Annotated in this window: 14 protein-coding genes and 2 tRNA genes; 8 read left to right on the forward strand and 8 right to left on the reverse strand. The window is 56.3% G+C overall.

The window, feature by feature from the left end; genetic code table 11:
* Positions 1-91: 91 nt before the first annotated feature.
* On the forward strand, positions 92-997 hold the full coding sequence (locus RQ935_RS06065) for a hypothetical protein (RefSeq protein WP_311497604.1): 906 nt from the start codon (positions 92-94) through the stop codon (positions 995-997).
* Positions 998-1,092: 95 nt separating this feature from the next.
* Here the strand turns inward: RQ935_RS06065 and nrdE are convergent, their stop codons facing one another.
* The 3 genes from nrdE to nrdH form a co-directional block, all read right to left on the reverse strand.
* Positions 1,093-3,237, reverse strand: coding sequence for a class 1b ribonucleoside-diphosphate reductase subunit alpha (gene nrdE / locus RQ935_RS06070; protein WP_311497605.1), 2,145 nt, complete (start codon positions 3,235-3,237; stop codon positions 1,093-1,095).
* Positions 3,234-3,680 carry a class Ib ribonucleoside-diphosphate reductase assembly flavoprotein NrdI gene (gene nrdI / locus RQ935_RS06075; RefSeq protein ID WP_299295775.1) on the reverse strand — a complete coding sequence of 149 codons (447 nt, stop codon included), beginning with the start codon at positions 3,678-3,680 and terminating at the stop codon, positions 3,234-3,236. The genes nrdE and nrdI overlap by 4 nt, the downstream gene beginning before the upstream one ends.
* A gap of 126 nt (positions 3,681-3,806) precedes the next feature.
* Positions 3,807-4,055: a glutaredoxin-like protein NrdH gene (gene nrdH, locus RQ935_RS06080; protein WP_299295777.1), complete on the reverse strand. Its 249-nt coding sequence runs from the start codon at positions 4,053-4,055 to the stop codon at positions 3,807-3,809.
* 368 nt (positions 4,056-4,423) lie between these two features.
* On the opposite strand from nrdH, the gene RQ935_RS06085 reads away from it, so the two are divergent.
* Positions 4,424-4,891, forward strand: coding sequence for an S-ribosylhomocysteine lyase (locus tag RQ935_RS06085; RefSeq protein WP_299295780.1), 468 nt, complete (start codon positions 4,424-4,426; stop codon positions 4,889-4,891).
* 36 nt (positions 4,892-4,927) lie between these two features.
* On the opposite strand, the gene mtnN is transcribed toward RQ935_RS06085, so the two are convergent.
* A complete protein-coding gene (gene mtnN, locus RQ935_RS06090; protein ID WP_311497606.1) occupies positions 4,928-5,692 on the reverse strand; it encodes a 5'-methylthioadenosine/S-adenosylhomocysteine nucleosidase in 765 nt (254 codons plus the stop codon).
* Between the two features lie 300 nt (positions 5,693-5,992).
* On the opposite strand from mtnN, the gene RQ935_RS06095 reads away from it, so the two are divergent.
* Together RQ935_RS06095 and RQ935_RS06100 are read left to right on the forward strand one after the other, a co-directional pair.
* Positions 5,993-6,077 (forward strand) — tRNA-Ser (locus RQ935_RS06095).
* 17 nt (positions 6,078-6,094) lie between these two features.
* The gene (locus RQ935_RS06100; protein WP_311497607.1) at positions 6,095-7,573 is read left to right on the forward strand and encodes a four-carbon acid sugar kinase family protein; all 1,479 of its coding nucleotides are present in this window, start codon (positions 6,095-6,097) and stop codon (positions 7,571-7,573) included.
* Between the two features lie 18 nt (positions 7,574-7,591).
* On the opposite strand, the gene RQ935_RS06105 is transcribed toward RQ935_RS06100, so the two are convergent.
* Positions 7,592-8,134, reverse strand: coding sequence for a nucleoside deaminase (locus RQ935_RS06105; protein WP_311497608.1), 543 nt, complete (start codon positions 8,132-8,134; stop codon positions 7,592-7,594).
* A 66-nt stretch (positions 8,135-8,200) separates the two neighbouring features.
* Between RQ935_RS06105 and upp the strand changes: the two genes are divergently transcribed.
* Positions 8,201-8,836 (forward strand): uracil phosphoribosyltransferase, encoded by a 636-nt coding sequence (gene upp, locus RQ935_RS06110; protein ID WP_299295790.1) that lies wholly within the window; start codon positions 8,201-8,203, stop codon positions 8,834-8,836.
* Between the two features lie 66 nt (positions 8,837-8,902).
* On the opposite strand, the gene RQ935_RS06115 is transcribed toward upp, so the two are convergent.
* Positions 8,903-9,733: a MetQ/NlpA family ABC transporter substrate-binding protein gene (locus RQ935_RS06115; RefSeq protein WP_311497609.1), complete on the reverse strand. Its 831-nt coding sequence runs from the start codon at positions 9,731-9,733 to the stop codon at positions 8,903-8,905.
* Between the two features lie 125 nt (positions 9,734-9,858).
* Positions 9,859-9,942: transfer RNA gene (locus tag RQ935_RS06120), tRNA-Leu, on the reverse strand.
* A gap of 327 nt (positions 9,943-10,269) precedes the next feature.
* On the opposite strand from RQ935_RS06120, the gene RQ935_RS06125 reads away from it, so the two are divergent.
* On the forward strand, positions 10,270-11,715 hold the full coding sequence (locus tag RQ935_RS06125) for a hypothetical protein (protein WP_311497610.1): 1,446 nt from the start codon (positions 10,270-10,272) through the stop codon (positions 11,713-11,715).
* A 63-nt stretch (positions 11,716-11,778) separates the two neighbouring features.
* On the opposite strand, the gene RQ935_RS06130 is transcribed toward RQ935_RS06125, so the two are convergent.
* The gene (locus RQ935_RS06130; RefSeq protein ID WP_311497611.1) at positions 11,779-12,135 is read right to left on the reverse strand and encodes a hypothetical protein; all 357 of its coding nucleotides are present in this window, start codon (positions 12,133-12,135) and stop codon (positions 11,779-11,781) included.
* A 95-nt stretch (positions 12,136-12,230) separates the two neighbouring features.
* On the opposite strand from RQ935_RS06130, the gene RQ935_RS06135 reads away from it, so the two are divergent.
* Positions 12,231-13,655 carry a solute carrier family 23 protein gene (locus RQ935_RS06135; protein WP_311497612.1) on the forward strand — a complete coding sequence of 475 codons (1,425 nt, stop codon included), beginning with the start codon at positions 12,231-12,233 and terminating at the stop codon, positions 13,653-13,655.
* On the forward strand, positions 13,642-14,247 hold the full coding sequence (locus tag RQ935_RS06140; RefSeq protein ID WP_311497613.1) for a LytR C-terminal domain-containing protein: 606 nt from the start codon (positions 13,642-13,644) through the stop codon (positions 14,245-14,247). Before RQ935_RS06135 ends, RQ935_RS06140 begins: the two co-directional genes overlap by 14 nt.
* Positions 14,248-14,329: the final 82 nt, after the last annotated feature.

A 14,329-nucleotide genomic window follows, 5' to 3' on the forward strand; every position in this document is an offset into this window, starting at 1 on the left:
ACCGCGGGGCGGCTAGGGTAGGAACAGAAATAAACTAACTCAACGGTGAGGATGCGCAGACAGACCAATACGTGTTTGAAGGCAAGAAAAAGTGGAAGACTCGGACTTGATTCGCTTGGTAACCCAGCTGCCGGTTTCGCAGTTGGGAGACCAGTTGTTGCACCTGCAGCCCGGATCAAAGCTGGGTTTATACCTGCTGGAGCTGTCTAACCAGCCGATTACTTCCGCGATGGTTGAGGCCGCGGAACAGGCGTTAAACCGACCCTTAGCCTGGATTTTGTCCCAGCTAAGGGCAGGATGCGCGGGTCTGGATATGCAGGATTTCGTGGATTTGGTGCAGCATCCCGGCCCCGATTTATTGAACTTTGTGCTGCCCAGTTCAGGCCCCCTCACGGATAACTCCGACGAGGTCGGTTTGGCAGCCGGTCAGTACATTCCTTCCGTGGCTTCCTCACGCTTTGACCGGGGCGACGATGACAATCTGGTACAAATCAAAGCCGTCCGACCCTCCTCCCCGATGGACATGGAAAATCTCCCCGACGGGTTCGCGATGTCCTTGTCGAGCTCCTTGCAAGCCTATTTCCTCATGGCGGTGAAGTCGGGACTGATTAACTTGGCCGGTTCCCAAGTCATGCTCTCGCTGATGGGTATCCGCCAGTTGCGTTCACCGCAGCCCATCTTGCCGATGGTGGCTTTCGCTTTGAGCGACAACGATGAAGATGAGTTTTTCCTGCGTCTCATTATTGGGGCGTTGGCACAGGCGTTCGCCTCCTGCGACTGGGCTGCACCGGACGACCCACAAACGGTGGCGGTGGACCTGCTGCATGAAATGGGGCAAGATGCGACCCCGGAGGCTGTGGGCGAAGCGGTGGAGGTGTTCAATAACTTCTTGTTCTCAGCAGGCTGTTTGAACTCTCGTGGTGAGGTCGACGTGCGGGCGCATACCCCGATGGTGCTGTTGCAATACCTGGTTTCCGAGGCTCTGCAACCCAAGTAAGATACCCGAGTAATCGCTTTTGAGAAAGGAAATCCCCGGTTGACGCGGTTCACGCCTCAACCGGGGATTTCCCGTATATAAGCAGTCAGAAAGACTTAGAGCATACAGCTGACACAGCCTTGCACTTCGGTGCCTTCCAAGGCAGCTTGGCGCAGACGAATGTAGTACAGCGACTTGATGCCTTTGCGCCAGGCATAAATCTGTGCTTTATTCACGTCACGGGTCGTAATCGTGTCCGGGAAGAACAAGGTCAGGCTCAACCCCTGGTCCACGTGTTTCGTAGCCTCGGCATAGGTGTCGATAATCTTTTCATACCCGATTTCGTAGGCATCCTGATAGTAGTCCAGGTTGTCGTTGGTCATGTAGGGGGCTGGATAGTACACCCGGCCAATCTTGCCTTCTTTACGGATTTCAATCTTGGAAGCAATGGGGTGAATCGACGACGTCGAGTTGTTGATGTAAGAAATCGATCCGGTGGGCGGAATGGCCTGCAAGTTTTGGTTGTACATGCCGTCGCGCTTGATGTCCGCGGCTAAAGCCCGCCAATCTTCAGGGGTTGGCAGGTGAATCGAGGATTTCTCGAACAGTTCGCGAACCTTGGCGGTCTTTGGGGTCCAATCCCCGTTAATATACTTCTCAAAGTATTCCCCACTGGCGTACTGGGAACGTTCGAAACCCTCAAAGGTGACGCCGCGTTCTACTGCCAAAGCGTGAGACGCCTTCAGGGCATAGAACGCCGTGGCGTAAAAGTACATATTCGTAAAGTCCAGACCCTCGTCCGAACCGTAGAAAATTCGGTTTTTCGCCAGACAGCCGTGCAGGTTCATCGCTCCCAAACCGATGGCGTGAGACATCGAGTTGCCGCGCTGAATAGTCGGCACGCATTCCACGTTCGTCAAATCCGACACCGCCGTCAAAGCGCGAATCGCCACGTTGATAGATTTCGCAAAATCCGGGGATTCCAAGGTTTTGGCGATGTTCATGGAACCGAGGTTGCAAGAAATGTCTTTGCCGACTTTCGCATACGACAAGTCCTCATTGAGCACGGAAGGCTCGGACACCTGGAGAATCTCGGAACACAGGTTTGACATGATGATGCGCCCGTCAATCGGGTTTGCCCGGTTCACGGTGTCTTCGAAAACGATGTAGGGATAGCCGGACTCGAACTGGATTTCCGCCAAAGTTTGGAAAAACTTGCGGGCATCTATCTTTTTCTTACGAATGTCGGGGTTGTCAACCATCTCGCGGTACTTTTCCGTGACGGAAATATCGCTGAAGGGCACCCCGTAGACACGCTCGACATCGTAGGGGCTGAACAGGTACATCGGCTCCTTATTGCGTGCCAGCTCGAAAGTGATGTCGGGAACCATCACCCCTAGGGACAGGGTCTTAATCCGGATTTTCTCGTCGGCGTTTTCGCGCTTGGTGTCCAAGAAAGCCATGATGTCAGGGTGGAAAGCGTTGATATAGACCGCCCCCGCTCCCTGGCGAGCCCCCAGTTGGTTCGCGTAAGAAAACGAATCTTCCAGCAGTTTCATCACCGGAACCACGCCGGAGGACTGGTTTTGAATCTTTTTAATCGGGGCGCCCGCCTCACGCAGATTCGTTAGCAGCAAAGCGACACCGCCCCCGCGCTTGGATAGCTGCAGGGCTGAGTTTATCCCCCGGGCGATGGACTCCATATTGTCCTCCAAGCGCACCAGGAAGCACGAAACCATCTCTCCGCGGGCTTTCTTTCCCGCGTTGAGGAAGGTGGGGGTGGCGGGCTGGTAGCGTCCCGAAATGATTTCTTCCATGATGTCCACGGCCAGCTGTTCATCCCCGCGTGCCAGGTACAGCGCCACCATGCACACGCGATCCTCAAAACGCTCCAGGTAACGCTTGCCGTCGAACGTCTTGAGCGTGTATGAAGTGTAGTACTTGAACGCTCCCAGGAAAGTCGGGAACCGGAACTTGTGACTGTAGGCCTTTTCATACAGCGACTTGATGAACTCAAAGCTGTACTGTTCGAGGGTTTCCTCCTCGTAGTAGCCTTCCTCGACCAGGTAGTCGAGCTTTTCTTTCAGATCGTGGAAAAACACCGTGTTCTTGTTGACGTGCTGTAAGAAGTACTGGCGAGCAGCCTCCCGATCCGCGTCAAACTGGATTTTTCCGTCCTCGCCGTAGAGGTTCAGTTTCGCGTTTAACGAGTGGTAATCGTGTTTAGCGTCGAGGAATTCGTCTTCTAGTGTGTCAGTCATGACTCCGGTGACGCCGGGGAGTCCGATTCCGCTTGTTGAGAGTGTAGGTTCGCCCAAAATTCTTCCAATCCCTTTCTGACTGCAGTTACATCTTCCGGGGTTCCCAACAGTTCAAACTTGTACAGGAAGGGAACCTTAAGTTTGTTCGAAAGTACTTTGCCGGCGATGCAGTAGGCCTCGCCGAAATTGATATTGCCGCTGGAAATTACGCCGCGACACAAGTTGCGGTTATGTTCGATGTTCAAAAATTTGATGACCTGTTTGGGGACTGCCTTACTGGTGTCCCCGCCGCCGTAAGAGGGCACCATCAGCACGTATTCCTCGTCGACCAGCAAGGGTTCAGGACCGGGGCGCAGCGGGATACGCAACGCCGGAACACCGACACGTTCCACGAATCGTTTGGTGTTTTCAGTTGCGGAGGAAAAATAAACCAATAACCCCACGGTTTTGCCTTACTTAGATGCTTTTTCTAGCGGATTCACAAGGTTTGTCGGTCGCGCTGACGGTGCGGGGGCGCGGTGCGTGACTCCGAGCCGATGGCGCGGAGCGGGCGGACCGAGGTGTTGCGTTTAGACGGCGGCGGCGGTGAGGGCCGCAGCGGCGAGAGCCTTGATTTTATCGGGACGGAATCCGGACCAGGAGTCGTCTCCGGCAAAAACAACGGGGGCCTGTTGGAACCCCAGGCTCTTGATGTGATCGAGAGCGTTCACGTCCTCGGTCAGGTCGACGGTTTCGTAGTCCAGACCCTGTTTGTCCAAAGCGCGCTTCGTTGCGTTGCACTGAACACAGTTAGGTTTCGTGTAAAGAGTGATACTCATCTCGAGACTTCCTCCACATCTCTCTCCCGGTGTGTAGTCCTCCCGCGGCGTTTTCGGGAACCACGAAGGGAAAACTACAACGTTGTTATTCTATCAGCACTGAAAAGTCCTGTCGAGTTCAAAACACTACACCTTGGGGGCGGGTGTGTCTACCACCACTATATGTAGTGGTCGGTTTTCTCTCCCCGCCGCCTGTGGACAAGTCCGATTCCTGCTGTGGACGAGCTTGTGCATAGCGGCGTTAGTCCACGTAGTAAGGGTAAGTTACATGGGTGTAGTTATCCACAAGCGGTGCAAAAAGAATTTTTTATAAAATTGGCGGCTTCGGCGTGTCGCCGGCGTGTCGGGGAAGCTATAGAATTTTAACTATGGAAATCGAGAAAACTAACGTGGAATCTTTTCAGCTGGATCACACCAAGGTAAAGGCGCCGTTCGTGCGGGTGGCACACCAGGAGACTCTGCCCGGCGGGGACGAGTTCATCAAGTACGACGTACGGTTTTGCCAGCCCAATGTAGAGCATCTGGATATGCCGGTGGTGCACTCCTTGGAGCACAGCGTGGCTGAGCATATGCGTGACCACACGGATAAACTGCTGGATTTCTCGCCGATGGGCTGCCAAACGGGATTTTATGCGATGACTTTAGGCCTTCAGCCAGCGGAATTTATGTCTATATTGGAAGCAACCCTGGTTGACGTAGTTAACATGACTGAGGTGCCGGCCGCGAATGAAGTCCAGTGCGGTTGGGGCCAGAACCACAGCTTGGCCGGAGCCCAAGCCGCGGCGCAAAAGATGCTTGATCACAAGGAAGAGTGGGGTCGCATCTATTCTCACTAAAGCCGAAGTCTTCGTTTACGTCGGAAAACCGGGACGTTACTTGACTTCCTCAGGTTCGCGCAGTCCCAGCAGGCACAGCGCCACTAAGAAACTCAGGCGGGCCACATCCCCGGCTCGAGCGTAGTTTTCCGCTGCCGCTTCGGGTCCGCACAAATCACTGATACCCCGGATCGCCAGGAAGGGAACCTCAACCCCGTAAGCAACCTGCGCCAAAGCCGCTGATTCCATATCGACTGTGGTCGCCTCGGGGTAGCGTTCCCGTAGCTGCAGGGCGGTTTCGGTGCCCACGAATTGGTCAGCGGAGAGAAACTCACCGCTGCGGGTGCGCGACCCAGCCAGCTGCTCGGGCAGGGCGTGAAAACGCCCTAACAGGTCTCCGTCAGCTAAATAGCGTTCGGGCATCCCCGGAATCTGGCCCAGAACGTAACCAAACTCGCGGGCATCGGCGGTGGAGAACAGGCAAGACGAAGCCGCGACGACATCCCGGACTTGTGAATGTGCATCCAAACCGCCAGCCGAACCGCAGCTAAAAATGTAGCGCGGAGAAACATAAGTTAGGGCTGTGGCCAGCGAACTGGCTGCGTTGACCAGCCCGATTCCAGTAGTCAACAGGGCAATCGTAGCGTCCTCAATCTGGAGCAGCTGCAGGGCGCCTTTCGCGCCTAAACGCACCAGATTCCCCCCGCCTTTAGCCAGGTCCCACAAGGGCGTGGCTTCGTCCTCCATCGCGGCGGTAATGATGGCCAGAACCGGCGTGCGAGCCGGGGGCAGGGGAAGATTCAGGTCGCGGTCGACTGACATATCGAGCCTTTCGTGTGACTGGTGTCAAATGGGTCATTTCCAGGAAATCCCGAAAACCAAATTGTAGAGCATATTTTGGCCACTCTGCCGATTTTCACGTTTCCCCCAATCCCGACCGATGGCGTAGCGAGGGTATCAAGGCGACAAACGCGGAAACTGCCGTGTTTGCAACGATATTGACAGGTTAAACCATCCAGACAAACTCTCGGCAGCACCCGGACTGTGCGCACGTGGAACCGCCACAAGATTTCCCCCGCGGCTTCATGGTAAAATCATGGCTCGTGCTGAAAAGCGCGACCAGGTAGAGTGTCCGAGCGGCCGAAGGTGCAGCACTCGAAATGCTGTGTGGGGCAACCCACCGTGGGTTCAAATCCCACCTCTACCGCAATTTTGGGAGGCTTTATGGCTAAACCTAGCGATACTCCGGCAGCTTTGGTGAGCCTGGAGGAGCTGACGAAAGGATGGCCGGCGCCGCTTGCCGTATCCGCATCTCAGGTGCGCCAAGCCCAGGCGGATCATCCCGGCCCCTTCTTTGTGGTACTCGACGACGACCCTACTGGCAGCCAATCAGTTTGTGACTTACCGGTGCTGATGAAGTGGGACGAAACGGATTTTCTCTGGGCTCTGGGCACCGCCGCGCCAGCTGTGTACGTGGTGACCAATACCCGGTCTCTGGATTCGGATTCAGCCCGCCGTATAAACCAGGAAATCGTAGCCGCCGCCACTCGTGCGGGCGCGACACGGGGGCGGGAAGTCGCGTTTATTTCCCGGTCTGATTCCACCTTGCGCGGGCATTTCCCGCTGGAACCCAACACGATTGGCTCCGAGCTAGAAAAACAGGGTCAAACGGTTGACGGGGTCATCATCGTGCCGGCGTTTCCTGAGGCTGGTCGCGTCACCGTCGGCGGGGTTCACTATGCCGGTTCGCCGAGCGAAGGTTTCATTCCGGTAGGTCAATCCGAGTTCGCTAAGGACGCGACCTTTGGGTATAAACAATCGGATTTGGCCCAGTGGGTCGAGGAAAAATCCGCGGGCCAATACCGGCCTGAAGCGGTTATCCGCATTGACTTGCAGGATTTGCGTCATCGGGGTGCGGGGGACGAGGTGTTGCGAAAGCTGCTGTCCGCCTCAAACCGCCAACCGCTTATCTGCGATGCCCTCACCGAGGATGACCTGCGGCTCTTGGCTTTAGCGGTGATGCGGGCCGAAGCACAGGGGAAACGGTTTATCTATCGCACCGGTCCCTCTTTCGTGCGGGCTCGTCTGGGGCAAGACATTCCCTGTCCACTGCAGGCCCCGGACATCGCTTCGACCCGGATTCCCGATTCGACGTCTGGCCGGACTCCTGTTCCGGGGGGCCTCATTGTGGTGGGTTCCCACGTGGGACTGACGACCCGGCAACTGGCCCGGTTAGAGTCACAGATGTCCCTGGAACGGGTCGAAATCGAGGTGGCGGGGGTTATCAGCCAGAACCAGCCCGACGCTTTGATACAGCAGGTCATTAGCGAAGTCTGCCGGGCCTTAGAGAGCGGTTCAGTAGTGGTTTACACCTCCCGCAACCTGGTAAAAGGCCAGGACCAGGCCGACTCGCTGCGGATTGCCCGCCTGGTTTCACAGGCGGTGGTGCGCGTCGTGCAGGGAGTCATTGGCAGGGTGAAACCGCGGTTTGTGGTGGCAAAAGGGGGGATTACGTCTTCTGATGTGGCGGCGAGAGGACTGGAGATACGCCGCGCCTGGGTACGTGGTCCCATGTTGGAGGGGTTGGTGTCGCTTTGGAGCGCCCCAGAAGGCCTGGGGGCGGGCATTCCTTACGTGGTCTTTCCGGGCAACGTGGGGGACGAGGATTCCTTGCGGCAAGTTGTCGAGAAACTCACGGTCTGACCCGAGCCGTGCCGAAACCTATCTACGCTCCCCAAAGAATTCTCTCAACAGGGCTTTTACCCGAGGTTCATCCACCCCGCCTCTGACTTCCACCTGATGGTTGAGCCGGCTATCCCGCACCACATCGCGCACCGACCCGCAGGCTCCGGCTTTCGGATCCCAAGCGCCGAAAATGAGCCGCGAGATGCGGGCGTTCACAATGGCTCCGGCACACATCGTGCAGGGCTCCAGCGTCACCACCAGGGTGCAATCTTTGAGATTCCAACGTTCCAGCCGGCCCGCGGCCTCCCGCAGCGCCACAATTTCCGCGTGAGCGCTGGGATCGTAAGGCGGACACTCGCGCTGGTTCAGCCCCAATCCCGCCACTATTCCCTCCGGGGTTAACACGACGGCGCCGACCGGGACGTCTCCGCTCTGTCCCGCCTGCTGAGCTAAATGAAACGCGGTATCCAACGCCCGTACTTCTGCCGGGGACAAACCGTAAGCCGCGCCCCCGCCTGGTGAATTCCCAGGGGAATCGGCGGAAAAGTTGGGAACAGAAGGAACACTGGAGGAAACCATAAAGTAACTCTAACCGCCCGAGTGAACTTCACGCGAGGCGAGGTGCTTTCGCGGTAAGTTAAAACCATGCACTTATATGTTGCGGATCATCCGCTGATTAACCATAAATTGACCCTGTTGCGCGACAAAAACACCCCGTCGCCGATGTTTCGCCAGCTCGTGGACGAGTTGATGACTTTGTTGGCCTACGAATCAACCCACAACGTTCGGGTGGAGACGATTGACGTAGAGACCCCCATCACGAAGACACAAGGCCAGGTCATGGCGGCTCCGCGCCCCATCGTGATTCCGATTTTGCGCGCTGGTTTGGGGATGCTGGAAGGTATGACTCGCCTGCTGCCGACCGCGGAAGTCGGATTTTTGGGGATGAAACGCGACGAACAAACCCTCGCGATTGAAACCTACGCTAACCGGTTACCAAGTGACCTGTCCGGACGTCAGTGCTTCATCGTCGACCCGATGTTGGCGACGGGGGGAACCTTGGTAGCGGCCATCAACTACGTGTTGGAACGCGGTGCTCGGGATGTCACCTGCACGTGTATCCTGGCTGCTCCTGAGGGAATCAAGGCCGTGACTGACGCGGTGGGTGACCGGGCGGAAGTCAGTGTTGTCGTGGCTGGGGTGGACGACCATCTGAACGAGGATGCCTATATCGTGCCCGGTTTGGGCGACGCCGGAGATCGTCTCTACGGGCTGGTCTGAACTGAGATTTTAAAATATTGGCGGTCAAGGAAAACCTTGACCGCCAATATTTTTAGCTAGCTATGATCAGAACGCCGGGAGAACCGATTGATCGGGCCAGGTGTCTTCAATGTACTTCTTGGTCACGTCAGAATGCAGCAGCTCATCGAGCTTTTTAATGGCGTCGAGCTTGTCCTTTTCGTCAGCGCGCCACACCAGGACGTTCACCGCTGGGTTGCCCTTCGGGTCTTCCAGAGTCAAAGCGTCAGAGGGCTTCAGACCCCCGCCTTGCGCAAAGTTTCCGTTGATAACGGCGATGTCCACGTCAGGAAGCAGGGCTGGTTCGGAAGCGCCGTCAACTTCGGTGAACTGGAAACCGTGAGGATTAGCCGCCGGCTTAGCCTTAACGTTCACGACCGAGACATCTTTCATGCCTTTGAGCTGGAGCAAATTGTTAGCTGCCAGCAAGTTGAGCTGGCGTGCCTGGTTTGACGGGTCGTTGATGATGGCAATCTTGGCGCCATCTTTGAGTTCGTCGAGACTCTTGATTTTGCTGGAGTAGATGCCCATCGGCTCCAGATGAATACCCTTGCCGGCAGTGAACTTGTAGCCGCGAGAGGCAGATTGCTCCTCGAGGTAAGGTACGGTCTGGTAATAGTTAGCGTCGAGGTCCCCAGACTTCAGAGCCTCGTTGGGCTGGATGTAATCAGAAAATTCTTGAACTTTAATAGTGATTCCAGCCTTTTCGGCGGCGCCGGAATCCTGCAGGTACTTCAGAATCTTGGCGTGCGGGGTGGGAGAAGCACCTACGGTCAAAACGTTTGCGTCACCGGTGCCGGCCCCGCCGCAGGCGGTCAGAGAAATAGCCAAAGCGCCAGCGCCTAAAAATGCTGCGGCGCGAGTGAAAAATTTGTTCATGATATCCCTTTCCCTCGATGTCATGTTAATAATGAAAGAATAATAAAGATTTGGGAAATAAGAAAAAACCCAGCAAAACCGGCTGTAAAACCGGCGCTGGGTCAGACCGGGAAATCCCGGAAGCGTGCGCGAAAGGGGAGTTGAACCCCTACCCCATCACTGGGACACGGACCTGAACCGTGCGCGTCTACCAATTCCGCCACTCGCGCGTGTGCGGCTGTTTATAAAAACAACGCCATAAAAAGATACCTAAACATTGCCAGTTCGGCAAATTAAGGTTCGCCGCGAGAAGCTGACAGGGCTGTGGCTGGGTATCTTGGTGAGACTGCTGGGGCACTAATCGGGCGAAGCCTGCATAAATCGAGGTTTGCCCGGGTATGTTGGACGGCGGGGGCCAACTCGCCACGCCGTGAAGGTAGTGACCGAAAGAATGGGGAAAAGTTTAATTCTTCTTTACAGAATCACGCGACCCCACCTGTTCCAACCTTGTACAATGGTGTCCAGGTATTTGTATGCTCAAGGAGGATTACAGGTTTATGACTGGCGTAAACGTGCCCGGTAGCGGTCAGGGAGGCAGACCTGCGCCCAAGCCTGCAAATGCCAACCCGAACCTGGTTTCCCTGGGCGGCACTCCGTCAGGTGCGGTTCCGCTCGATTCTGTGGCAGTTCCTCCCCAGAGCTACGGCGGCGCTGCCAGTAGTGACAATATGGTTTCCCTCAACGTCCCCATGGGAGGTGCGGTGCCTCTCAACGACCCTGCGGCTGCCTATGATGGTGGGGCAGTGCCTCTCAGTGGGGAACCTGATGGTGTGAACGATGTGATGGGAATGCCGCCGGCGGCACCGATGGGAATGCCGACATACGACCCGAACAGTCAGCCCCTGAATCCTAGCGCATACGCTGGCTACGGCTACGGTAATTCCAATATGGCTCAATCGTCTTTTTCCGGTGGTCCAGGGTCAGCTCCCAGCGGTGCTGAATATCCCGAATACCCTGGATACCCTGCTCAAAACCAGCCGGTTGATTTTAGTCAGGCAGGAACTGTTTCACCGCCCGGGGGATACCCCTCCATGGGGGCGCCGGCTCCTCAGTATGCACCCCAACCCATGGATCCTCGTATGGTGGTGCAGCGCTCCGAGGAACAGTATCCTGATTTGCAAGACATTCGCGCGCGAGTGCCCTTTAATATGCCGACCTTGGGCTCTGACCAGCCCGCCGTGGTCGGTCGGGCTTCTCGGCGTAAAAAGCGCGATGCCGGCCAGAGGGACAAATCCGAAGGGAAGTTGGGGAATCTCAGTCTTCCTGGCGATCCGAATGCGGGTCTGTCCCTAAAGGAACTGCTGGGTCAGCCCGTGTCAAATATGGCTGCGGCGACGATTCTGAGCCCTAAAGAAATCGAAGATTCTGATGGCCTGCAAATGCGAGCCGTAGGTCTGGCCGTGGGCGAAGTGCCCGAGGTGGACGCCCGTTACGAGATTCCCTACATCGCCCGTGAACACCCGTCGTATTACACAGGCTACGAAATCAGCCTAATCATGGAGTCCATTCGTGATCCCGAGCACGCCCGCCAGGTGCTGGCTCGTATCGTCGCGATTCCCCGATGGATTCGTTGGGTAATTTCCTTGTTCGGTGGCGTATGCGGGGCGGCCGTTTCCGCTTTGAACGCGTTTCTTTCCTTGATTGCCTTTACCGTGTTGATGGCGATTGTGTTGCTGTTCACCTACTCTTTCGCCAGTCGTATCGGTTCGGGACGTTTCTATGATCCGACCGGGTACAAGGTGATTTGGTTGGGATCTTTTATGCCCATTGGCTTGTTGTCCGCCATTATCGTGGCGCGCGCTATGGTGGGACAACCCTGGCTGGCTGTTATTGCGTTTGTCGTCACCACGCTTTGCGGTATCTTGTGGACCACTTGGATTCAAAAGTTCCAGGTTCGCCGTCTGCTGTCCTCTGAAATTCCTGACGAGCCTGTCGACGAGTAAATTCGTCGGATTGTATGGTGCGATTTCCCGAACTGAAGCCGGGAACCGTGTCTGGCGTAGCGGCTAAAACGGGACGACAGTCACAGTAACTCTGGTGATTATCCAGGCTAGAAACCATACTGAGCCCCAAGCTATCGACAGGAATGACAGCCCGAACGCGGCTCGCAGCATCCCGTCGCCGGGAAGATGCTCGGAGGAAAGCGTACGCACCCGCAGCATCCCGCCAGCCAGCACCGCCACGACTACGGCGGCTATTGAAAGAAACACCGGTACCAGGAAACTGGCTAGGGCAATCACAAACAGTGTGATGACGACACCGGGGATTTTTTGTGCTGAATCCCTGTATCCGGTTTGGGAAAAAACCTCTCGCGGGTCGACCTTTTCCAGGCCGGGAAAATCCGAAACATAGGCATCGCTCACCCGTTTAGCCTAACGCAACAGGCGTTTTTTTGCGCGCCCGGGGCCGTACTAGGATGAGAGGGACAAATCCGGGAGTCTGCAAGGAAGGACGAAAAATGTCAGAAACGAAAACCGGCAATTTCAAATGGAAATTGCATGGGGACGGCAAGCACATCACGACCGGTGAGGTCGTTCAGCCCAACGAGCGTTTGACCTGGCCGCGAACTATCGGCATCGGAGCTCAGCACATTGTTGCTATGTTCGGCGCGACCTTCCTGGTTCCGTTGCTGACCGGGTTTTCTCCCGCAACCACACTGTTCTTTACGGGTGTGGGAACCATCCTGTTCATCCTCATTACCTCGGGGCGTCTGCCCTCGTATTTGGGTTCGTCCTTTGCGTTGATTGCTCCCATCGGTGCGGTAACCGGTTACGTTTCCGGCGGCGGGGCACCTATTGACTCCGGCAAGATGGCTCTGGCACAAGGCGGGGTGATTTCCGCTGGCGCCCTGCTGCTATTGGTCGGGGTGTTGGTCCATTTCGCGGGTGCGACTTGGATTGACCGGATTATGCCGCCGATAGTGACGGGAGCCATCGTGTCGTTGATTGGTTTCAACTTAGCTCCTTCGGCGTGGAACAACGTAAAGCAGGCCCCGGTGACGGCCACCGTGACCATCTTGTCCGTCCTGCTGATTACCGTTCTGTTCAAGGGCATCATCGGGCGTTTGTCGATTCTCATTGGGGTACTCATTGGCTATGCGACGGCAGTGATTCGCCACGAAGTGAACTTTGAAGCTATCAGCAAGGCCGACTGGGTGGGCCTGCCGACTTTCCACGCCCCGGCGTTTAGCCCTGCCTTGCTGGGCTTGTTCCTTCCGGTAGTGCTGGTACTCATCGCCGAAAACGTGGGTCACGTTAAGTCTGTGTCCGCCATGACCGGTCAGAACCTCGACGACCTGACGGGGCGGGCTTTGATTGCGGACGGCTTGTCCACCATGATTGCCGGCAGCGGCGGCGGTTCCGGTACGACCACCTACGCGGAAAACATTGGCGTGATGGCCGCGACCCGGGTCTATTCCACCGTGGCTTATATTGTTGCTGCTATCGGGGCTTTGGCCCTGTCTTTGCTGCCCAAGTTCGGTGAGATTATCGCCACCATTCCGCCGGGGGTTCTGGGCGGAGCCGCGACGATTCTGTACGGCATGATTGGGATGCTGGGGGTGCGTATCTGGGTTCAAAACCAGGTGGATTTCGCGGATCCGGTGAACTTGAATACGGCCGCGGTGGCGATGGTGATGGCTATCGCGAACTACACCTTGGTGATTGGCGACGTAAAGTTCGAGGGTATCGCGATGGGTTCTTTCGGTGCCATTATCATGTACCACGTCATGCGGGCGATTTCTAACGTTCGTGGCACCAAGCTGGAGCAAGCCTCCCCGGCTTCCGCTCCGGCCGGAACGGAATTGCATTCCGAAGCCTATTCTAAGCGTCACGCGGATCAAGAACTGCGAGCCGCGCAAGGAAGAAGCGATGCCCAGGATTGAAGCGAAGGACCTGATAGGCCAGGGTGATTCTAAGGAATTACGCGCCAAGCGGCGGCGTCGTACTCTGGCTCGCCAAACCGTGTTTTTTGGCTGGATTGTTCTGGCGATGGCGGCGGTTTTGGTGGTTTCTTTGCCTTTTGCTATGGGCTTGGTGTCCCTGCCTTTCGGCAATTCCTTCGTTTTGTCTGAGGAAGCCAAGGCGAAAGTGCCGCCGTGCCCCCCGAAAGGAAAGCCGGTTTCCCTGCAGGGAGTGACGGTAAATATATTCAACGGATCCTCCCAAAATGGCCTGGCTACGCAGACAGCACAGCGGCTGAAAGGCTTTGGAGTCAAGGTCAACGCGGTTGGTAACTCGCCGGATTCCTACGCCGGGGCAGCCCGGATTAATACCAGCAAGGGAAACGTGGCGAAAGCCTTTTCGTTGGCGCGGGCACTCCCGCAAGCCGACGTCAGGATTGACTTGAATCGCGGCTCAGAGATTAACGTCTTGCTGGGCGAACAGTTCCAGGGTGCGCTCTCGAAGGATAACCTCAGCGACGGCGACTTGGGACACTATCCACGGGCGCCGAAAAACTGCCAGGAAGTCAACTGAATAAACCACGAAACTGGCGGCAAACGCCTCGGAATTCCCTTGAAAACTTTGGGAAAGGCTGCCAACCAGGCTTGGAGCGTAA

The sequence above is a fragment of the uncultured Mobiluncus sp. genome (assembly GCF_963511525.1).
Classification (GTDB): domain Bacteria; phylum Actinomycetota; class Actinomycetes; order Actinomycetales; family Actinomycetaceae; genus Mobiluncus.